Origin of the sequence: Marinomonas rhodophyticola, assembly GCF_026113935.1 — a bacterium.
Taxonomy (GTDB): Bacteria; Pseudomonadota; Gammaproteobacteria; order Pseudomonadales; family Marinomonadaceae; genus Marinomonas; species Marinomonas rhodophyticola.
The window spans coordinates 42,949-63,122 of record NZ_JAPEUL010000006.1 but is presented as its reverse complement, the minus strand read 5'-3'; the positions used below and the strand labels follow the sequence as shown (position 1 = coordinate 63,122).

19 protein-coding genes and 1 pseudogene are annotated in these 20,174 nt (G+C 44.0%); 18 read left to right on the top strand and 2 right to left on the bottom strand.

Going from position 1 to position 20,174, the window contains the following annotated elements; genetic code table 11:
* Positions 1-3: 3 nt before the first annotated feature.
* Entirely contained in the window at positions 4-771 is a 768-nt protein-coding gene (locus ONZ52_RS06135) for a cytochrome C assembly family protein (protein ID WP_265217819.1), read from the bottom strand.
* A 130-nt stretch (positions 772-901) separates the two neighbouring features.
* Between ONZ52_RS06135 and ffh the strand changes: the two genes are divergently transcribed.
* From ffh to ONZ52_RS06085, 10 genes are all read left to right on the top strand, one after another.
* Positions 902-2,278 (top strand): signal recognition particle protein, encoded by a 1,377-nt coding sequence (gene ffh, locus ONZ52_RS06130; protein WP_265217818.1) that lies wholly within the window; start codon positions 902-904, stop codon positions 2,276-2,278.
* A gap of 182 nt (positions 2,279-2,460) precedes the next feature.
* Positions 2,461-2,709 carry a 30S ribosomal protein S16 gene (gene rpsP / locus ONZ52_RS06125; RefSeq protein WP_111608144.1) on the top strand — a complete coding sequence of 83 codons (249 nt, stop codon included), beginning with the start codon at positions 2,461-2,463 and terminating at the stop codon, positions 2,707-2,709.
* 15 nt (positions 2,710-2,724) lie between these two features.
* Positions 2,725-3,270: a ribosome maturation factor RimM gene (gene rimM, locus ONZ52_RS06120; RefSeq protein ID WP_265217817.1), complete on the top strand. Its 546-nt coding sequence runs from the start codon at positions 2,725-2,727 to the stop codon at positions 3,268-3,270.
* A 22-nt stretch (positions 3,271-3,292) separates the two neighbouring features.
* Positions 3,293-4,045, top strand: coding sequence for a tRNA (guanosine(37)-N1)-methyltransferase TrmD (trmD, locus tag ONZ52_RS06115; RefSeq protein ID WP_265217816.1), 753 nt, complete (start codon positions 3,293-3,295; stop codon positions 4,043-4,045).
* Between the two features lie 69 nt (positions 4,046-4,114).
* Positions 4,115-4,477, top strand: coding sequence for a 50S ribosomal protein L19 (rplS, locus tag ONZ52_RS06110; protein WP_111608147.1), 363 nt, complete (start codon positions 4,115-4,117; stop codon positions 4,475-4,477).
* Positions 4,478-4,581: 104 nt separating this feature from the next.
* Positions 4,582-5,301: a thioredoxin fold domain-containing protein gene (locus tag ONZ52_RS06105; protein WP_265217815.1), complete on the top strand. Its 720-nt coding sequence runs from the start codon at positions 4,582-4,584 to the stop codon at positions 5,299-5,301.
* A 174-nt stretch (positions 5,302-5,475) separates the two neighbouring features.
* Complete coding sequence (locus tag ONZ52_RS06100) at positions 5,476-6,777, top strand: homoserine dehydrogenase (protein ID WP_265217814.1); 1,302 nt, start codon at positions 5,476-5,478, stop codon at positions 6,775-6,777.
* Positions 6,778-6,789: 12 nt separating this feature from the next.
* Positions 6,790-8,175 carry a threonine synthase gene (thrC, locus tag ONZ52_RS06095; protein WP_265217813.1) on the top strand — a complete coding sequence of 462 codons (1,386 nt, stop codon included), beginning with the start codon at positions 6,790-6,792 and terminating at the stop codon, positions 8,173-8,175.
* Positions 8,176-8,263: 88 nt separating this feature from the next.
* Positions 8,264-8,983, top strand: a complete 720-nt coding sequence (locus ONZ52_RS06090; protein WP_265217812.1) for a 16S rRNA (uracil(1498)-N(3))-methyltransferase — start codon at positions 8,264-8,266, stop codon at positions 8,981-8,983.
* A 120-nt stretch (positions 8,984-9,103) separates the two neighbouring features.
* The gene (locus ONZ52_RS06085; RefSeq protein ID WP_265217811.1) at positions 9,104-10,210 is read left to right on the top strand and encodes a GGDEF domain-containing protein; all 1,107 of its coding nucleotides are present in this window, start codon (positions 9,104-9,106) and stop codon (positions 10,208-10,210) included.
* A gap of 400 nt (positions 10,211-10,610) precedes the next feature.
* On the opposite strand, the gene ONZ52_RS06080 is transcribed toward ONZ52_RS06085, so the two are convergent.
* The gene (locus ONZ52_RS06080; protein ID WP_265217810.1) at positions 10,611-11,522 is read right to left on the bottom strand and encodes a sugar MFS transporter; all 912 of its coding nucleotides are present in this window, start codon (positions 11,520-11,522) and stop codon (positions 10,611-10,613) included.
* Between the two features lie 362 nt (positions 11,523-11,884).
* On the opposite strand from ONZ52_RS06080, the gene recJ reads away from it, so the two are divergent.
* The 8 genes and pseudogenes from recJ (at position 11,885) to ONZ52_RS06040 (ending at position 20,151) form a co-directional block, all read left to right on the top strand.
* Positions 11,885-13,612 (top strand): single-stranded-DNA-specific exonuclease RecJ, encoded by a 1,728-nt coding sequence (gene recJ, locus ONZ52_RS06075; protein ID WP_265217809.1) that lies wholly within the window; start codon positions 11,885-11,887, stop codon positions 13,610-13,612.
* A 122-nt stretch (positions 13,613-13,734) separates the two neighbouring features.
* Positions 13,735-14,577, top strand: coding sequence for a bifunctional methylenetetrahydrofolate dehydrogenase/methenyltetrahydrofolate cyclohydrolase FolD (gene folD / locus ONZ52_RS06070; RefSeq protein ID WP_265217808.1), 843 nt, complete (start codon positions 13,735-13,737; stop codon positions 14,575-14,577).
* Between the two features lie 77 nt (positions 14,578-14,654).
* Positions 14,655-15,245 (top strand): UPF0149 family protein, encoded by a 591-nt coding sequence (locus tag ONZ52_RS06065; RefSeq protein WP_265217807.1) that lies wholly within the window; start codon positions 14,655-14,657, stop codon positions 15,243-15,245.
* A 65-nt stretch (positions 15,246-15,310) separates the two neighbouring features.
* Positions 15,311-15,615, top strand: a pseudogene (locus tag ONZ52_RS25300) (aminopeptidase P N-terminal domain-containing protein); the annotation flags it as partial.
* Between the two features lie 138 nt (positions 15,616-15,753).
* Positions 15,754-16,617, top strand: coding sequence for a M24B family metallopeptidase (locus tag ONZ52_RS06055; RefSeq protein WP_418139093.1), 864 nt, complete (start codon positions 15,754-15,756; stop codon positions 16,615-16,617).
* Between the two features lie 45 nt (positions 16,618-16,662).
* Entirely contained in the window at positions 16,663-17,868 is a 1,206-nt protein-coding gene (locus tag ONZ52_RS06050; RefSeq protein WP_265217804.1) for a UbiH/UbiF/VisC/COQ6 family ubiquinone biosynthesis hydroxylase, read from the top strand.
* Between the two features lie 173 nt (positions 17,869-18,041).
* Entirely contained in the window at positions 18,042-18,869 is an 828-nt protein-coding gene (locus ONZ52_RS06045; protein WP_265217803.1) for an HDOD domain-containing protein, read from the top strand.
* A 286-nt stretch (positions 18,870-19,155) separates the two neighbouring features.
* Positions 19,156-20,151, top strand: a complete 996-nt coding sequence (locus tag ONZ52_RS06040; RefSeq protein ID WP_409419864.1) for a Fe(3+) ABC transporter substrate-binding protein — start codon at positions 19,156-19,158, stop codon at positions 20,149-20,151.
* Positions 20,152-20,174: the final 23 nt, after the last annotated feature.

The window sequence follows — 20,174 nt, the reverse complement described above, 5'->3', positions numbered from 1 at the left end:
TTATCATGACAATAAAATTTGCAGCACTATTTGGCTGCCAAAATAGCCGAGCATCAATAGAAAAAAGCCGCTTAACGTTAGCTTGACAGCTAGTTGACCACGCCAGCCAGCTATGTATCTTCCTAATAATAGCCCTGCAAACACAAACCAAGAGGCGATAGTGAAAAACGTTTTATGAACAAGATGCTGTGCAAACATGTCTTCAATAAAATAAAAACCTGTTGCTATAGTAATGGTCAATAAAATGAAAGCAGCCCAAATGAATTCAAACATTAAACGTTCTAGTACTTGCAGTGGTGGTACTCTAAGTAGTTGCTTTAATTTGTGATGCTTCAGTTGATATTCTTGCATGGCAAGTAAAATGCCGACACCGCAGGCTGTCGTAAATAAGCTGTAAGCCACGGATGCGATCAGAATGTGAGCGCTTGTACCCCAGGAGTTACTGTGTAAGGGGGTTAAGTTCCAAGGTTCGATGGCATTTAGTGCAATAATGACCGAACCGAGAGGGAAGGCAGCGCCAAGCAGCAAAGACAAATCTTTGTCACGATTACTAAACCACAGTAAGCTATTTCCGATTAATGCAATCAGTAGTCCAATGGTCAAGAAATTAAAGCCGTCTCTACTAAGCAATAATTGTGTGAGTGATAAGGTGTGCAGGGCGATTGCAATCGCTCCAATATATTGAGTGGCACGATTTCTTGGACGTAGGTAATACGCTGTGCCAGCAATCAAACAAGCGATACAAGCAAGCCAAAGCGATAATTGAGTCATGAAACTAAAGGTTCCGCAGGGTAAAGGTATAGGGTGATAATCATTTATCCGTTATAATAGAGACAATTTCACCTTGGATAAACTGAAACCGTAGGTTTTTTCCATTCAGAGCCAAAATTTGAGGGCAAATATGTTCGACAATTTATCGAATCGCTTAACTTCCTCGCTTGATCGTATTCGAGGTCGAGCAAAATTAACCGAAGACAACATACAAGACGTGTTGCGCGAAGTACGCATGGCATTACTTGAAGCGGATGTTGCACTGCCTGTAGTTAAAGACTTTATTGCGGCTGTCAAAGAGCGTGCGATAGGGACGGAGGTCTCAAAAAGCTTGAGTCCTGGTCAAGTCTTTCTGAAAATTGTTAAGCAGGAACTTGAGAGTGTCATGGGTCAGGCCAACGATGGCCTTAACCTTCGTGTGGCGCGCCCTGCTATTATTTTGCTAGCGGGTTTGCAAGGGGCGGGTAAAACCACGTCTGCGGCAAAGTTAGCAAAATACTTAAAAGAGCGTGAGAAAAAATCGGTTTCGGTGGTGAGTGCGGATATTTATCGTCCAGCCGCTATTAAGCAACTTGAAACACTGGCTGGTGAAGTGGGTGTTGATTTCATTCCCAGTGACTTATCGCAGAAGCCGATTGATATCGTTAATAATGCGATCGATTATGCTAAGAAGGCCCATAAAGATGTTTTGATCATCGATACTGCCGGGCGTCTCGCGATAGATGATGAGATGATGGCGGAAATTAAGGCCTTGCATGCGGCTGTAAACCCCATAGAAACCCTATTCGTCGTCGATGCAATGACAGGTCAAGATGCGGCGAACACAGCAAAGGCATTTGGTGATGTGTTACCACTGACTGGGGTGATATTAACCAAGACTGACGGTGATGCGCGTGGCGGTGCTGCATTATCTGTTCGCCACATTACAGGCAAGCCGATTAAGTTTTTGGGTGTAGGTGAGAAAACCGATGCTCTAGAGCCGTTCCACCCAGACCGTTTGGCCTCTCGTATTCTTGGTATGGGGGATATGCTTTCTTTAATAGAGGAAGCAGAGCAAAAGATTGATAAAGAAAAAGCTGAGAAACTTGCTGGCAAGCTCAAAAAAGGCAAAGGCTTTGATCTGGAAGATTTCAAAGAGCAGCTTCAGCAGATGAAAAACATGGGTGGCATGAGTTCCATGTTGGATAAGCTGCCGGGTATGGGGCAGTTAGGAAATATCCAAGATAAGGTGAATGACAAGATGTTTGTTCAAATGGAGGCACTTATTAACTCTATGACGCCCGCTGAACGACGTAACCCTGATGTCATTAATGGTTCTCGTAAGAAGCGTATTTCTACGGGGGCTGGATTGCAAATACAAGACCTGAATCGTTTGTTGAAGCAGCATAAGCAGATGCAAAAGATGATGAAAAAGTTTAGTACCAAGGGCGGTATGCAAAAAATGATGCGCGGATTAGGTGGAATGATGCCTGGCGGCTTCCCTGGTGGCGGTGGTTTTCCGAAATAATCAATGTTATTTCGTTGTTTTTATTGGAGGTTGTTAAAAAACTTTCAATTAAAGTGTTGGGGCGAGTAAATCGCCCTTTTGTTTTTCTAGTTTATCGACTAGAATATGCCGCCTTCTTGTAGTATGAGTCAAAAATTCGACTCGGCAAGGGGTGTTTCGTTAAGCAATAAGGAACCAATCATATGGTAACTATTCGTCTTTCTCGTGGTGGCTCTAAAAAGCGCCCATTCTATCATTTGAACGTGGCTGATAGCCGTCGTGCTCGTGATGGTCGTTATATCGAGCGTTTGGGTTTCTTTAACCCTGTTGCTCGTGGTCAAGAAGAACGTTTACGTGTTGATCTAGAACGCGTAAATCATTGGGTTAGCCAAGGCGCTCAACTTTCTGATCGTGCAGCACAGCTTGTTAAAGAAGCTGGTAAAAACGCTTAATACTGAGGTAGTGCTATGTCTGAATTAAAACAAGCGGCCGCTCCAGAGCAAGCCCTTGTGGTTGGACGCATTACATCAGTTTATGGTGTTAAAGGGTGGGTGAAGTTATATTCGCACACCGATCCAATGCAAGGGATCTTTGATTACAAGCATTGGTGGTTGAAAACTCCTAGTGGGTGGAAGACTGTAGAATTAAGCCAAGGTCGTTTGCAAGGACGGGGCTTGGTGGCATCAGTAAAAGGTTATAACGACAGAGATCAAGTAAAAGATATCTGTGGTATGGACATTTATATAGATGCAACAGAACTACCAGAATTGGAAGAAGGTGATTATTACTGGAGCCAACTGGAAGGACTGAGGGTTATTACCAAAGAGGGTATCCTCTTAGGGAAGGTTTCTCAACTTATGGAAACTGGTGCGAATGATGTTCTCGTTGTCCGCGCGTGTGAAGGTAGCTTTGATCGTGAAGAGCGACTGATTCCTTATGCCCCAGGCACTTATGTTCTAAACATCGATTTAGAGCAGCAGGAAATGGTGGTGGATTGGGATCCAGAATTTTAAACCGATAAGCTGAGGTCACAACGTGAAGGTTAGCGTTATATCGCTCTTTCCGGAGATGTTTCAGGCCATTACTCAGTATGGAGTAACAGGCAGAGCCATTAAGTCAGGGTTAGTTGAGGTGGATTTTTTTAATCCCCGTGACTTTACATATGACAAACATAAGACTGTTGATGACCGACCTTATGGTGGTGGTCCAGGGATGCTGATGAAAGTTCAGCCTCTCAAAGATGCGATTGCGAGTGCCAAATTATCGGTACCCAATGCAAAAGTTATTTATCTATCCCCTCAAGGGCGTACGCTAACGCAAGAAGGCGTGCAACAACTTGCTAAACAAGCAGAATTTATTCTGGTAGCAGGTCGTTATGAAGGCGTTGATGAGCGTTTGATTCAATCTGAGATTGATGAGGAATGGTCCATTGGCGACTTTGTCCTAAGTGGTGGTGAGTTGCCGGCAATGGCGCTTATGGATGCTGTATTTCGTATGGTACCAGGAGTGTTAGGAAAACAAGCGTCTGCGGATGAAGATTCATTCTCTGATGGTCTGTTGGACTGTCCGCATTATACTCGCCCAGAAGTGCTTAATGGTGAACCTGTGCCATCGGTGCTGCTTAGTGGCAACCACGAGGAGATTAGACGCTGGCGTTTAAAGCAAAAGCTCGGAAGAACTTTTCAGCGCCGGCCAGACCTTCTGCAGAACCTTGAGTTGGACAAGGAACAGCAGTTGCTGTTAGAAGAGTTTATTCGCGAAACTGAAGATTCAACCTCGGCAGAGTAGGGATTGCGAGCTTATCAGAAAGAAGAACCTTCATGCTGATAAGAAACCATATCATTAGGAGTCACATCCATGAGTAATAAAACTAAACTGATTCAGCAGTTAGAAGCTGAACAAATGACAAAAGAAGTCCCAGCCTTCGGTCCTGGTGACACTATTGTTGTTCAAGTTAAAGTTAAAGAAGGTTCACGCGAGCGTCTACAGGCCTATGAAGGCATTGTAATCTCTAAGCGTAACCGTGGTCTTAACTCAGCATTTACCGTTCGTAAAATTTCTAGCGGTGTTGGTGTTGAGCGTGCTTTCCAAACGTACAGCCCTTTGGTTGAAAGCATCGAAGTTAAACGCCGCGGTGACGTGCGTCAAGCTAAGATCTACTACCTACGCGAGCGTTCTGGTAAATCTGCACGTATCAAAGAAAAATTGGCTAAGCGTTAATTTTTCTTATTTAAAAAAGGCGACGAGAGTCGCCTTTTTTTATGGAACTAACCCACCTAGGTATGGCCTAATAGAGACTATTTATCATGTCTTTGAGGTTTTTCATGACGAAGTCTTCTCGTAAGTCTTTTCTCGTTACTGCAATGAGTGTATTTTTATTTTCATTATCAAATACCGTATTGGCAGATCAATCAGCGGTTTTATCTTCAGTACAGGCAGCTTTACCTCAATATGAGATTGAAAGTACGGAGCTGCACCAAGGTGCAGGTTTGTATGTGGTTGTTTTAAAAAATGGTCCTACGTTGCATGTCACTCAAGATGGAAAATATTTTGTTGCGGGAGATCTTTATCGCATTGATGGTACCAAGCTTGAGAATGTGACAGAAAAAGCAAAGTTAACTAAGATTGAAGCGCTTCCTGAGTCTCAAATGATTGTTTATAAGGCTAAGAATGAAAAAGCGCATATCACAGTCTTTACCGATGTTGATTGTGGTTACTGCCGAATGTTGCATAAAGAAGTGCCAAAGTTAAATGACGCAGGAGTGACGGTTCGTTACTTGGCCTACCCAAGAGCGGGAGTCGGTTCTGAGGCGTATCGTAAGATGGTAAGTATTTGGTGTTCAGCAGACCCTGAAGGGTGGCTTACTAAGGTTAAGCAGGGCGCTGAAATTCCTGAAAACAAGTGTGTTAACCCTGTTGCGGATCAGTATAAACTGGGTAATGAAGTGGGGGTACGAGGTACGCCAAGTATAGTGCTAGATAATGGCGCCTTTTTGCCAGGATATTTGCCTGCAGCCGAGTTGGTAAAAGAGCTTGGTTTATAGTCTTATCGCGAAATATTTCACTAAACATGAGTGTTCTTCAGCTGTTTCTACGTTGGGTTTGAAAATTACAGGCGTTATAATAAATCTAGTTTGTCACTTAAGCAGGCACGAACACCTTTTTTTGCGTCAACTAAGTGTCCTATAAAAATTAAATTATCTCTGTGGGGTATTGTTTTGAAACCGGTAAAAGTCGGAATTTGTGGGCTGGGGACAGTGGGATCCGGTAGTTTTAATATTTTGCGTAATAATGCAGAAGAAATTACACGACGTGTTGGCCGCAGTATTGTTATCGAACAGGTTGGTGCACGCCGCGATAATGACGTATGTGATACCACTGGTATAAAAGTCACCCGTGATATTTTCGATGTGGTTAATAACCCAGAGATTGATATTGTTCTTGAGCTGATTGGTGGAACCTCTGTTGCGAAAGAGCTAGTTCTTACTGCCATTGCAAATGGCAAGCATGTTGTGACAGCAAACAAGGCATTAATCGCAGAGCACGGGAATGAGATTTTTGCCAAGGCTCAAGAGAACGGTGTGATTGTTGCGTTTGAAGCGGCTGTTGCAGGTGGCATCCCGATTATTAAGACACTGCGAGAGGGTTTATCCGCAAATCGCATTGAATGGTTAGCGGGCATCATCAATGGTACAGGAAATTTCATCTTAACGGAGATGAGTGAAAAGAATCGAAACTTTGGTGAAGTGTTAGCTGAAGCACAAGCGCTTGGCTATGCAGAAGCAGACCCAACCTTTGATATTGAAGGAATAGACGCGGCACATAAGCTGACGATTTTAGCTTCCATTGCGTTTGGTATTCCATTGCAGTTTGAAAAAACCTATACCGAAGGCATCAGTCGTATTACCTCTGAAGACATAGAGTTCGCTCATCAGCTCGGCTATGCGATTAAGCATCTTGGCATTGCGCGCCGTACCAAGGCGGGTATTGAGCTTCGCGTTCACCCTACGCTGATTTCTCGTAAGCAGCTACTTGCTAATGTGAATGGCGTCATGAATGCCATTATGGTTCAAGGTGATGTGGTGGGACCAACCTTGACCTATGGTGCTGGCGCTGGCGCATTGCCGACCGGCTCGTCTGTCGTTGCTGATGTGATTGATGTTGCTCGTGCTTTGACGGCGGATCCAACCAATCGAGTGCCTCATTTAGCATTTCAAGCAGACTCTTTGTCTAACATGCAAATTTTGTCAGTAGAGGAAATTGAATGTGGTTTCTTCCTGAATATGACGATAAAAGACCGCGCAGGTGTGTTGGCTAATATTACTCAGATTTTGTCGATGAACGACATTAGTATTGAGTCTTTGATTCAGCGTGAGCGCGAAGGCAGTGAGTTGGTGCCATTGGTGGTAATGACCCATGATGTTAAAGAGCGCAATATGAATGCTGCAATAGCGGCGATTGAAGCCTTGCCGGATGTTGCGGGAACTGTGCAAAGAATCCGTGTTGAAAACTTGGCGTAAGAGAGAGCAAATATGAAATACATTTCTACTCGTGGTAAAGCGCCAGCGCTTTCTTTTGGTGACGTATTATTGGCAGGTCTAGCTAACGATGGCGGTTTGTATGTGCCAGAAACCTTGCCCCATTACAGCAAAGAAGAGATCGCCTCTTGGGCGAACCTAAGTTATCAAGAGCTGGCTTTTAAGGTAATGTGGCCTTTTGTGGAAGGTGATATTCCAGCTGACGCTTTTAAAACGATGATTGATGATGCTTATGCGGGTTTTAATCACAGTGCTATTGCGCCTATGGTTCAGGTTGGTAATAACGAATGGATCCTCGAATTGTTCCGTGGTCCAACTCTCGCATTTAAAGATTTTGCCTTGCAGTTGCTTGGTCGTCTTATGGATTATGTTTTGTCCGAGCGCAAAGAGAAGTTAGTTATCCTAGGTGCAACATCGGGTGATACTGGTTCTGCAGCGATTGAAGGTTGTCGTCATTCTGACCATTTGGATATTTTCATTTTGCACCCTTATCAGCGTGTTTCTGAGGTGCAGCGCCGCCAGATGACAACCGTGATTGATAACAATGTTTATAACATTGCCGTTAAAGGCAATTTTGATGATTGCCAAGGTATGGTGAAATCCAGCTTTGCTAATCAGTCTTTCTTGAAGGGTGCCAAGTTAGGTGCGGTTAACTCGATTAACTGGGCCCGTATCATGGCTCAGATTGTTTACTATTTCTCTTCTGCTTTGTCTGTTGGTGCGCCACATCGTAAGGTGTCTTTCTCTGTTCCGACTGGTAACTTTGGTGATATTTTTGCGGGATACTTGGCGAAGAAAATGGGCTTGCCGATTGATCAACTTGTCGTGGCGACCAACCAGAACGATATCTTGCACCGTGTGATTGCAGAGAATGACATGAGTCGCCAAGCCTTGAATGTGACCTTGTCTCCAAGTATGGATATCATGGTTTCTAGTAACTTTGAGCGTCTATTGTTTGATGCGCATAATCGCGATGGTGTTCAGGTAGATGAATTGATGGCGCGCTTTAACAAAGGTGACGTGACCTTGAATGACAAAGCATGGTCTTATGTTAAAGAGCATTTTGATAGCTACAAGGTGGACGATAAAAAAACCTGTGAAGTGATTGCCGATGTCTTTGCTGATACGCAATATCTGCTGGATCCACATACTGCCATTGGCTTGGAAGCAGCCCGTCATTGCTGGAAAGATAAGTCTGTGCCTATGATTACTTTGGCAACAGCGCATCCAGTGAAGTTTCCAGAAGCTGTAGAGAAAGCAGGCTGTGAATCTCCTTCACTGCCTGAGCACATGAAAGATTTATTCGAGCGTAAAGAATCCTATGACGTTTTGGATAATGACTTAAGTGCAGTTCAAGCTTTTGTTGCCAAGAATATTTAAGCGCAGCCAAACTGCTTTTTAGATCGACTGAAACGGCCAATCTTAGATTGGCCGTTTCTTTTTCCTTTACTCTTTTTGTGCTTTTTAGATGAATATCATATTACTCGATCCCCATTGTGCCTTAAAAGATGGCTCTTATACGTTGACTGAGCGTCAGCAAGCTCATGTCAGTAAAGTCATTAAAGTCCAGCGTGGTGATAAGCTGAGAGTGGGGGTGTTGAACGGCAATATGGGTGAGGGTATTTATGAGCCTGCCAGTGACGGTAAACCTGCTTATATTCATTCCTTGCAACTGTCGTCACCGCCACCAACCCCTTTGCCTATGGTATTGGTGATGGCGCTACCACGACCGAATATGCTCAAGCGTACCTTGCAGAACATTGCAACAATGGGGGTGAAGGAGTTATACCTGATTCATTCTGCCAAAGTGGAAAAAAGTTACTGGCAAAGCCCTGTTCTACAGACAGAATCGATTCAGCAGTTTTTATTAGAAGGTCTTGAGCAAGCTAAAGATACTATGATGCCAAAGTGGTCTTTAATTCCTAGGTTTCGTCCTTTTGTAGAAGATCAACTGCCAGATATTTTAAAAGGTAAAATAGGACTGCTTGCGCACCCTTATTTAGCTAAACGCTGTCCAGTTGATATTCAAAAGCCTTGTGTTTTAGCACTTGGCCCTGAAGGTGGATGGAATGAATTTGAAGTGAGTAAATGGCATGAAGCAGGCATGGAGTCGGTTCATTTAGGTGATAGGATTCTAAAAGTAGAAACAGTGGTTCCTGTTTTATTATCACGCCTGTATCCGGCTTAATAATCGAATGTTGTTATTTGTAAAGCGGAGGTGTTATTAGAGGAGCTATTTAATACTTTGGTGTAGGATTGGGGGATATTAGCCATATACGACTTAGAGACGCTGGGTCGGAGAGTATGCATGACGAACCAATTAGATAAATTGAAAGCTGAAAATACGCTTAAAAATAAAGCCAAATCGTCTTGGCTGACTTTTTTCTACGTAGGGACTACTGACGATGTTTTTTCAGAAGATGTTCGTCGAGTATTTATTATTAATCTGTTCGCCTCGGTCGGTGTTCTTTTTACCCTTCCTTTGGGTCTTGTTGCCTTGTACGAAAGAAAGCCTATTTTGGGTTGTTTCTTATTATTGATCGCCTTTTTATACACAGTTAATCATATTTATTTACGCCGTACTCATAATCATGCCTTTTCTGGTAATTTCGTTATTTATCCACTGTATATTTTGATGATTTATCTTGTTTATACAGGTGGCGTAAAGGGGACAGGGCACGTTTGGATTTATTGTGTTCCAGCGGTTTCTTTGTTTTTGCATGGGATGAAAAGAGGCTTGATTGAGCTGAGTTTTTTCACCCTTGCCTTAATTATTACCATGTTTTTTACCAATAACCATTTTGACGAATTTGGATATGATCCTAGTCTAAAATCTAGAATTCTGTTTTCGTTTATTGTTGTGGTTTTCCTGTCTGGAATATACGAATACTCCATGTCTCGTTTTAACCAAGAATTGAAAGAAACTTCTGCTAAGTTGAAGTTAGTAGCCTACAGAGACCCTGTGACAGAGCTATTGAATCGAAGAGGTATGCTGCAACGTTTAGAGACGAGTTCTTATTCTAGTTTTCATTTACTTTTAGCGGATGTTGATTTTTTTAAGCGAATAAACGACGAATATGGTCATGATGTTGGAGACTATACGCTGGTCGAGCTAGCGAATCTTATTCAGGCGTCGCTTCCAGAAAAGGGTCTAGCATCTCGTTGGGGAGGAGAAGAGTTTTTGATTGCTGTGTGTGATTGCAGTGAGTCTGAAGCTTATGCATTAGCAGAAGGTATACGACAACGAGTGCAGCAACATGAATTTGTCTATTTGGATCATAGGTTTCATATGACTCTAAGTTTTGGTGTGGCGACGATGAACGAATCCACACCGTTGCGAGAAGCCATTACGTTAGCGGATAATCATTTATATAACGCAAAGAGAGCGGGTCGTAATCAAACTCGAAGGGGGTAGGGAATGTCTTGTAACCCCATCCAATATCATAATCCCTTTTTAGTGGCACTCTAAAAAGGGATTATGTTTGCGGGTAATTATTCTGCTTTTGGCTTAGAACCTAGAATGCCGTAGTAAGTCACATATACATAACAAAGTATCGGTATGATAAAGGATATTTGAAGGCCGATAGAGTCTGCCATGTACCCTTGTAGAACCGGTAATATAGCGCCACCAACAATGGCTAGACAAAGTAAACCGGAGCCGCGACTGGTTTGTAGATTCCAGATCTTTTAATGCAAGGCTAAAGATCGTTGGGAACATGATTGAGTTAAATAGACCAACTAATAGAATAGACCACATAGCAATATAGCCATCGTTTAGAATGGCGCTCGCAATTAACGCTATTGCCGCGACAGCGTTAAAGGAGAGCAGAGTCCACAGCAGAGATGCGCTGCATGAGAGCTGCGCCAATAAAGCGTCCCACCATGGCGCCACCCCAGTAATAGGCAACGTAATGGGCAGCATCCATTTCCGCAAGTCCCGCAATATTCTCAAGTCCAAAAAAATTAACCAATAAACTGCCGATGGCCACTTCGGCACCAACGTACATGAATATAGCAATGGCGCCCAAAGTAAGGTGGCGGTGTTTGAGAATACTAGCGCTTGGAGTCTCTGTTGTGTCTTCTTCTATGTTAGACGGTGTTGGAAGGCTAATTCTGGTGAAAATAGCCGCTAACAGCACAAGCAAAATGGCCAAAGCAATATAAGGAATAATAACACTTTCGGCTTCTTGGGCTTTGGTCTCATATTGTCCGGCAACAGTAAACAGTAGGGTGCCACCAATGATTGGGGCTACGGTTGTACCTAGCGCATTAAAGGCTTGAGAAAGCGTTAGGCGACTGGATGCCGTTTCCGTTGGCCCCATCACCGTAACCAGCGGGTTGGCAGCCACCTGAAGAATGGTAATACCTGCTGCTAATACAAACAGTGCGGTTAAAAATATACCGTATTGTTGTGCTTTTGCGGCTGCAATAAAAAGTAGGCAGCCAGCCGCGGCAATCATTAAACCTATGCCTATTCCACGCTGGAAACCGACTTTTTTCACCAGGTTTCCTGCAGGGAGTGAGACGATAAAATACGCACCGAAGAAGCACATTTGTATCATCATAGCTTGTGTGTAGCTAAGGTCGAATACCGCTTTTAAGTGAGGGATCAAGATATCATTTAGAGAGGTGATGAATCCCCACATAAAAAAGAGTGACGTTAGAGCGATGAGTGCAAACCTTTGGTTTGACTGTGGCTTATTAGCCTTGGATGCGTGGTTGTTCATGTTTTTTTCCGATCAGTGAAAACGAGTACAGCTCAATTTTTATCTTTAGAAGAGTTATCCAAATCAAAAAAGTGCGGCATCATAGCACCGAATATCTTAACTTTCTGGTCAGGTTCCTACTCAGGAGACGGATAGTCTAAAACATTCCTTTTTTGCGTGAGTTTTGTAAGAAAGTCTCTCTTTTTAGCGGCGAATGTAACAAAGCCTAATGGTTTTATGGGGTTGATTTTTAAGCATTTTATTTTTTTAATGAAGCGGTCGTGCGATGTAAGAGTCTTTGTTCTAGAGACGGCAAGTCGCGCGTGAGTGGCCATTTTCGTGTTATTCTTAGGGAATCTGCTAATCCCGATTTTGAGATAAATATGCGTATTGAACGCCGAGTGTTACCAGCCACCAAGCCAAATGACTTTCCTTCGACTATGTCTGCGACGTTACAGCGAGTCTTTTTGTCTCGTGATGTGATGTCTGTCGCTCAGTTGGACTATCGTTTACCGCACTTGTTAAGACCGGATTCTTTGTTTGATTTAACCGCTGCCGCGAAAATTTTGGCCGATGCTATTATGGCGGGTCAGAAAATTTTGATTGTTGGTGACTTCGATGCTGATGGGGCGACCAGCACCAGTTTAGGCATATTGGCTTTAGAAGCGATGGGGGCCATTGCACCTGAATATTTGGTGCCAAATCGCTTTGAATTTGGCTACGGACTAACACCTGAAATTGTGGAGGTGGCACAAGCGCGATCTCCAGATGTTTTGGTGACAGTTGATAATGGCATTGCCAGTATTGATGGTGTGTTGGCGGCCAAAAATTACGGCATGAAAGTGGTGGTGACGGATCATCATTTGCCAGGCGACGCTTTGCCAAGTGCGGATGCGATTGTCAATCCCAATCATCCTAATTGCAGTTTTCCAAGTAAGAACTTAGCGGGCGTTGGGGTTATTTTCTATGTGATGTCGGCACTGCGTGCAGAATTAAAACGTCGAAATTGGTTTGTCGAGCAGCATATACCCGAACCAAAAATGGCCGATTATTTGGATCTCGTGGCGCTTGGAACCGTGGCTGACGTGGTGCCTTTGGACGCTAATAATCGCATTCTTGTTCAGCAAGGCATCAAGCGTATTCAAGCGGGTTTGGCACGTCCCGGCATTCTTGCTTTATTAGAAGTAGGGCGTCGTGATTATACTCAGTTAAAAGCATCGGATTTGGGTTTTGTTGTTGGTCCGAGACTGAATGCAGCAGGTCGTCTGGATGACATGTCGATTGGCATTGAGTGTTTATTGGCGGTGCATCCGCATCAGGCGCGTGATTATGCACAGCAGTTGGATCAATTTAACCGCGAGCGCAAAGCCATTGAATCAGACATGAAAGAGCAGGCAGAGTTGGTACTGTCATCCCTGTTAGATGACGAGCAAGACATGCCAAACGGCATGTGTTTTTACGACGCGGACTGGCATCAAGGAGTGATTGGGATTTTGGCATCGCGGATGAAGGATAAGTGTCATCGTCCTGTCATTGCGTTTGCCCGCGTTGGTGAAAATGAATTAAAGGGGTCAGCACGCTCTATTCCTGGAGTGCATATTCGTGATGCGTTGGATTTATTGGCCAAACGCTATCCACAGTTGCTTAGTAAATTTGGTGGTCACGCTATGGCGGCTGGCATGTCCATCAAAGAATCGCATTACGAAGCGTTTCGTTTGGCGTTTGATGCCATTATTACGGAATGGGTGACACCAGAGCAATTAGAAGCGACATTATTGACCGATGGACCACTGGCGCCAGAAGATTTTAGCTTGAGCTTTGCAGAGCAAGTCCGTCTATCTGGCCCATGGGGACAGATGTTTCCGGAACCTTGCTTTGATGGTGTGTTTGATATTTTACAGCAGCGTATTGTCGGTGAAAAACATTTGAAACTTATGGTTCGTGAGCCGAGCAGTGGACTTTTGTTAGATGCGATTAGCTTTTTTGTCGATCTAGATCAATGGCCCAATGATAAAGCGACACAAGCACGTTTGGTTTATAAGCTAGATGTTAATGAATTTCGTGGGCAGCGTAATTTACAGTTGCTGATAGACTATTTAGAACCTGCTTAGCTGAAAATAAGGGATTCGCGCTTTTGCCGAACAAATTGGCTTTGGCACTGCGTATCGAGGCAAAAGTTGAGGTATAATGCGCCTCCCTCAATACATCACTGTTTTATTTACTGGGCTCATTCATGACTGCACTGGTTCTTGACGGCAAACTTTGCGCCAAAGAAACTGAAAACCGCCTACAGGCTCAAGTTACCGAGCTTAAAGAGCGCACCGGTTGCACCCCAATTTTAGCGACAATTTTAGTGGGAGCGGATCCAGCATCTGCCACTTATGTGAAGATGAAAGGCAATGCCTGTCGTCGAGTTGGGATGGACTCTATGGCCATTGAGTTACCCGACACAACAACTACGCAGCAGCTGCTAGATAAGATTGATGAGCTGAATAACAACCCAGATGTACACGGTATTTTGTTGCAACACCCAGTACCTGAGCAAATTGATGAACGCCTATGCTTTGATGCGATTGCGGCTCATAAAGACGTAGATGGTGTCACATGTCTTGGTTTTGGTCGCATGGCAATGCAAGAGCCTGCTTATGGTGCCGCCACGCCAGCTGGCATTATGCGTTTGCTTAAAGCGTACGATGTGAACCTAGAAGGTAAACATGTTGTGGTAGTAGGCCGTAGTCCTATTCTTGGTAAACCTATGGCGATGATGATGTTGAACGCCAATGCGACCGTGACGATTTGTCATTCTCGCACGCAAAATTTGTCTGAGTTTGTGAAACAAGCTGATGTCATTGTGGGAGCGGTAGGTAAGCCAGAATTCATCAAAGCGGAATGGATTAAAGACGGTGCTGTGGTCGTTGATGCCGGTTATCACCCAGGTGGTGTTGGCGATATTGAACTTGCTCCTTTGATGGATCGTGTTGCGGCTTATACCCCCGTTCCTGGTGGCGTTGGACCGATGACCATCAATACCTTGATTTTGCAAACATTGGAATCTGGTCTTAAACAATTAGGCTAAGGTTCACTGTCATATAAAAGCCGCGCCATTCGGTGCGGCTTCTTTTTAAGAATAGAACAGTAATAAGGTGACATATTATGTCCACAGAAATGTTAAAAGACGCATTAGACTTTGATTTGATCGCGGATGTATTTGTTACCGAATCCATCACGGCGTCACCGTCAGAGTTGCACGGTCAGCTATGTGGCTATCTAGCGTCTGGTGTGGCGTTGCCGTTGGAAGATTGGCTGACCATGGTGGTGGAGTTTTGTGACATCGAAGGTTGGAAAGAAGAAGCCAGTCGTGCAGTCATTATTGAGCTTTATACGGCAACGCTTACTTTGTTTCAAAATGGTGAGTTTGCGCTTGTGCCGAGCATTTCCGATGAAGATGCTGAATTATGCGAAAGAGGCGTGACTTTGGCGCAATGGGCCCATGGATTTTTAGCCGGTTATGGTTTATCAGGTCAAAAAAATAATTTGTCTGATGAAACCAAGCAAATTTTGCGTGATTTTGCCAATATTTCTGGCATGCAAGCAGAAATGCGCGCTTTGGAAGATAATAATGACAATGAAGCGGATTTAACGGAATTGGTTGAATACGTGAGATTGTCAGCGATGATGCTGTACACAGAACACCATGATATCAACCCTGATGTTGACCACACAAAACAAAATTCCTTGCACTAGATTGATGATAGCAATATTTCATCGCTATTATCGAATGGAATAACAATGACTAAGTGAGACTTTCTATGAAAATCGATACTCAAATTTATCAGGCTCGCCGTGAGCGTTTGATGCAATCTTTACCAGAAAACAGTGTGGTTATTATACGTACTGGTGAGTTGTCAACTCGCAATAACGATTGTGAGTATGAGTTTCGTCCTCATAGCAGTTTTTTTACTTAACAGGATTTCCAGAACCCAGCGCTTACGCTTTGATTCAAGCAAAGGGTGAGATGACCTTGATTACTTTACCCAAAGACCCTGAAAAAGAGCAATGGGATGGTTTTCGATTTGGTACGGCTGGCGCGATTTCTGAATTTGGCGCGACAAAAGCGGCGGTATTGGCGGAATTAGATAATGTGGCTTTTGCTGCCTTAGATGGTACCGCGCACGTAGTTTATTTGTTCAATGACACTATTTTACGTGAAAAAATAGCCAGCTGGCGTGATGCGATTGCGGCAAAGGTCAGGATGGGAGCGTCTGCTCCAACAAGCTTTATGGATCTCTCTCCTGTTGTTTCTGAAATGCGCTTGAGAAAAGGGGCTGAAGAAATAGCCATCATGGAGGTGGCTGCGCAAATCAGTGTTGAGGCGCATAAGCAGGCTATGCGTTGTGTGCGTCCAGGAATGAAGGAGTATCAGCTAGAAGCTGAATTGAATTATGTTTTTATGAAATCCGGTGCGCGCCAGCCCGCGTATAACAATATTGTGGCGTCAGGCTGTAATGCTTGTGTTTTGCACTACATAAAAAATGATGAAGTGATCGAGGATGGCGATCTGATCCTCATTGATGCTGGCGCCGAGCTTGGGTGTTATGCTGCAGATATAACGCGTACTTTCCCTGCCAACGGTAAATTTAGTGAGCCACAAGCGGCTTTGTATCAAGTAGTGCTAGATGCATACCACGCGGGTATGAAAGAGTTGACGGTGGGAACACCCTATGAAGCCTGCCATAATGCTGCGGTTCGAACGTTAACCGAGGGTTTGGTTGCTCATGGATTGTTGTCTGGGGATGTGAATTTCCTGATCGAGAGCAAGGCATACAGAGACTTTTATATGCACAATACAGGGCATTGGTTAGGTTTGGATGTGCATGATTGTGGCGCGTATAAAGTTGCCGGTGAGTCACGCTTGTTAGAAGAAGGTATGGTGCTGACTATAGAGCCTGGGTTATATGTGTCTGCTGACAATCAGTCTGTAGACGCTAAATGGCGAGGTATCGGTATCCGTATCGAAGATGATGTGTTGATTCGTGCCGATGGTCCTTATGTTTTGACCCATGGTCTGCCAAAAGAAATAAGAGATATTGAGGCTTTAATGGCGGAAAGTCGCTAGGACTGATGTCGATAATCACCAGAGTGATAAAACGGGGTAAATGAAATGGCTAAGTCGTATGATGTGATTATTGTGGGCGCTGGTATGGTGGGTGCTTTGTCTGCGATTTTGTTGGCTAAGTCTTCCTTGCGAATAGCCCTGATTGATCAACATGATGGTGAGTACTTATTGTCTGTTCCACCTGCTTATGATGCACGCGTTAGCGCAATATCTAGTCAGTCCAAAGCCTTGCTTGAAAGCGCTGAGGTTTGGCAGGGAATAGACAAAAGTCGCATTGCTTGCTATGACAATATGGTGGTTTGGGATGGCCTTGGCGATGGTTTTATCGACTTTAATGCTCAGGTTACGGCGATGCCTGAACTTGGTCACTTGGTTGAAAATGCGGTATTAAATCAGCAGTTGATGACACGAGTTCGTGCTCTGAAGAGTGTTGATCTGTATTTAAGTGACACTCTTGAATCTCATGAGTTAAGTGAATCTAGGGTTAGAGCTGAGCTGTCTTCTGGTCAAATATTGGAAGCGCAAGTCATGATTGCTGCTGATGGTGCTTTATCAAAACTGCGCACCGAAAATGCGTTTGATACACTCGAATGGGATTATGGTCATCACGCGATCGTAACCACCATAGAAATCGCTCAATCCCATCAAAACACCGCTTGGCAGAGCTTTGGAGAAGAAGGCATTTTAGCCTTCCTTCCACTTCCGTCTGTCGCGCAAAAGCATTACGTGTCCATTGTTTGGTCTGTGCCGCCCAATGAGGCTAAGTCTTTGATGGCACTTGATGAGCACGCTTTTTGTCGTCGCTTGCATTACGCGATGAATAAGCGTTTTGATGTTTTGGGGATAACGCAAGTTCGTCAAGCGATTCCATTAAGGCAGCGTCACGCAAAGCAATATGTCAAAGCTGGATTGGCTTTAATTGGTGATGCTGCGCATACGATTCATCCATTAGCTGGACAAGGTGCGAACTTGGGTTTTGGTGATGTGAAAGCACTAGTAGAAGTGCTTGAAAAAGCCCATCGACGTGGCGAGCATCTTGGATCTAGCAAGGTGTTACGCCGCTATCAACGTGCCCGTATGTTGGATAACATCGCCATGGCGGCAGGAATGGAAGCGTTTAAGCGCTTATTTTCAACCCAGCAACCACTGTTGGTTCAATTAAGAAATATCGGCATGAAACAATTTCATCGTAATACCTCGTTAAAGAGAAAGCTGGTTGCTCGTGCTGCGGGATTATCGTCATTTTCTTAGCTTTTACTGAGTAATAATTGGCATATCTCGTTGTTTTTTAGTGTTTAGTTACTATTTTTGTACAAAGAACCTGCTTGCAAACAAGCGGTTACAAAGAAGTGGTTGCAAAAAATGCTCGCTGCCATATTCTGCATAGACTCGATATATACGACGAATAAACAAGGCAGAGTGGTATGCAAATCCAAGATCTTTTGAAGCAAACAGATAAGCTTCCTAACGTTCCCGATATTGTCCGTGAATTGATTCAGCTGCTTAGTGATCCAAATGCGAAATATTCTGATATCAGTGAGCGTGTGTCCCATGATCAGACCATCGCATTAAAAGTTTTGCGTGTGGTAAATTCCGCTTACTTTGGCTTATCGAGAAAAATATCTTCCATCGATGAAGCAACGGTACTGCTTGGCACGGATCGATTGAAGACCTTAGTGATAGCATCGGGTTTTTCGAATTCGGTGACAAAAGTGGATGGATTGAAGCTGACTGATTTTTGGGCCGACTCCTTCCGCGTTGCCGAGCTTGCACAATGGTTTGCTAAGCGGACGCCTTTGGTTGAAGTCGATGAAGCTTTTACTGTCGGTATTGTTCACAATATTGGCCGTTTATTACTGCACCTTACCGCGCCTACTATTGCTCAAGAGATTCAATCCTTAGTCGCAAACCGGAAAGCAGGAAGAGTGAAAGCTGAGCAAGATTTATTAGGTTTTACCTCTCAGGATGCTGGACGAGCACTGATGGATTTATGGAAGTTCCCTGTTGCTCTAGGCTACGCCATACAGCATCACAAGCGTCCATTTGGAAATGGTGAACCTGACCCACTTTCTTGTGTATTAAATTTAGCTTGTTATTTGAATGCTTGTATCCGAACTGAGCGCGATTCAGACTTGATTCGGGAAGGTTTCCCTTATGCTGTGGCAACAGCGGCAGGTCTGCCAGAAGGGATTGTTTATGAGTTGGATGATGCTTTGATTATTAATGATGGGCTAAATCAGTTACTTCATTAAACATTTTCTTCGTGTTTTTACTGGCTTTGATATGCCGCTTTCATTGTTAAATAAATGAGAATCGCTAGTGTTCACCATAGTGTTGTGCTAATTTCTTATCTCATTTTTTTATGGTTTTATATTGTGCCTTTGGAGAGGGATAATTGTCTCTTTAGCAAGACACCTCCTTTTTAATCATAGAAGCGAGCATACTTAGAAGGTGAATATGTCAGTGCTGTTACGTAATGTGCTTGAAAAGCCGCAGGAGAAAAAATTGCGCCTACATTGTCTTGGTGTGGTTGCTCTAATGTCATCTTTGTTGTTGTCCATGGGGGCACAGGCAAAAGGCGAAGTGAACATTTATTCCGCTCGCCAAGAGTCGCTTATTAAGCCGGTTCTAGACACTTTCTCAGCAGAAAATGATGTCGTAGTGAATCTAATTACTGGGTCTGCTGATGCACTATTAAGCCGCTTAAAAGCCGAAGGTGACGCCAGTCCTGCGGACATTTTTATCACGGTTGACGCTGGCCGTTTACACCGAGCGAAGATGGCAGGTGTTTTACAAGCAATCAATAGCGATATTTTAAATACTAATATTCCGAGTCATTTACGTGATAGTGAGGGCTACTGGTTTGGCTTGTCGCAACGTGCTAGGGTGATTTTTTATAATCCAGAAAAAGTATCAGTAAAAGACTTGTCGACTTACGAAGATCTTGCTAATCCAAGATGGAAAGGTCGAATTTGTGTGCGTTCCTCCGCCAATGTTTACAATCAATCTCTGGTTGCATCTATGTTGGAAGCGGATGGTCGAGAAAAAACACAGGCTTGGATTAAAGGGCTGGTCTCCAATTTAGCACGCCCGCCTTTTGGTGGCGATGTCGATCTATTGAAGGCTGTTGCTGCTGGTGTTTGCGATTTAACGTTAGCGAACACTTACTATTTTGGCCGTCTTGGTCAAAGCGATAAAGCCGAAGAGCGAGATGTATATAAGCAATTGAAGTTATTTTGGCCTAACCAAGGCGAAGATGAACGCGGCGCTCATGTTAACGTAAGTGGTGCTGGTGTGACGGCGGCTGCGACCAACATAGAGAACGCAACATTGTTGCTGGAGTTCTTGAGCAATCATGCTTCGCAAGAGTGGTACGCTCATGTGAATAATGAATACCCTGTTGTATCTGGTGTTGGTGCTCCAGAGATGTTAGCGCCTTTTGGGGCGTTTCGTGCGGATACGATTTCGTTAAGTCAGCTGGGAGAGAACAATCGTCAAGCCGTTGAGCTGATGGACATTGCTGGCTGGAAATAAAAAGTATTTGTGAACTGTGTCTT

Bases quoted from the DNA above. Each gene is read 5' to 3' on its own strand.
- ONZ52_RS06135 (WP_265217819.1), bottom strand. From the start codon at position 771: ATGACTCAATTATCGCTTTGGCTTGCTTGTATCGCTTGTTTGATTGCT.
- ffh (WP_265217818.1), top strand. From the start codon at position 902: ATGTTCGACAATTTATCGAATCGCTTAACTTCCTCGCTTGATCGTATT.
- rpsP (WP_111608144.1), top strand. From the start codon at position 2,461: ATGGTAACTATTCGTCTTTCTCGTGGTGGCTCTAAAAAGCGCCCATTC.
- rimM (WP_265217817.1), top strand. From the start codon at position 2,725: ATGTCTGAATTAAAACAAGCGGCCGCTCCAGAGCAAGCCCTTGTGGTT.
- rplS (WP_111608147.1), top strand. From the start codon at position 4,115: ATGAGTAATAAAACTAAACTGATTCAGCAGTTAGAAGCTGAACAAATG.
- ONZ52_RS06105 (WP_265217815.1), top strand. From the start codon at position 4,582: ATGACGAAGTCTTCTCGTAAGTCTTTTCTCGTTACTGCAATGAGTGTA.
- thrC (WP_265217813.1), top strand. From the start codon at position 6,790: ATGAAATACATTTCTACTCGTGGTAAAGCGCCAGCGCTTTCTTTTGGT.
- ONZ52_RS06090 (WP_265217812.1), top strand. From the start codon at position 8,264: ATGAATATCATATTACTCGATCCCCATTGTGCCTTAAAAGATGGCTCT.
- ONZ52_RS06085 (WP_265217811.1), top strand. From the start codon at position 9,104: ATGACGAACCAATTAGATAAATTGAAAGCTGAAAATACGCTTAAAAAT.
- ONZ52_RS06080 (WP_265217810.1), bottom strand. From the start codon at position 11,522: ATGAACAACCACGCATCCAAGGCTAATAAGCCACAGTCAAACCAAAGG.
- recJ (WP_265217809.1), top strand. From the start codon at position 11,885: ATGCGTATTGAACGCCGAGTGTTACCAGCCACCAAGCCAAATGACTTT.
- folD (WP_265217808.1), top strand. From the start codon at position 13,735: ATGACTGCACTGGTTCTTGACGGCAAACTTTGCGCCAAAGAAACTGAA.
- ONZ52_RS06065 (WP_265217807.1), top strand. From the start codon at position 14,655: ATGTCCACAGAAATGTTAAAAGACGCATTAGACTTTGATTTGATCGCG.
- ONZ52_RS06055 (WP_418139093.1), top strand. From the start codon at position 15,754: ATGGGAGCGTCTGCTCCAACAAGCTTTATGGATCTCTCTCCTGTTGTT.
- ONZ52_RS06050 (WP_265217804.1), top strand. From the start codon at position 16,663: ATGGCTAAGTCGTATGATGTGATTATTGTGGGCGCTGGTATGGTGGGT.
- ONZ52_RS06045 (WP_265217803.1), top strand. From the start codon at position 18,042: ATGCAAATCCAAGATCTTTTGAAGCAAACAGATAAGCTTCCTAACGTT.
- ONZ52_RS06040 (WP_409419864.1), top strand. From the start codon at position 19,156: ATGTCATCTTTGTTGTTGTCCATGGGGGCACAGGCAAAAGGCGAAGTG.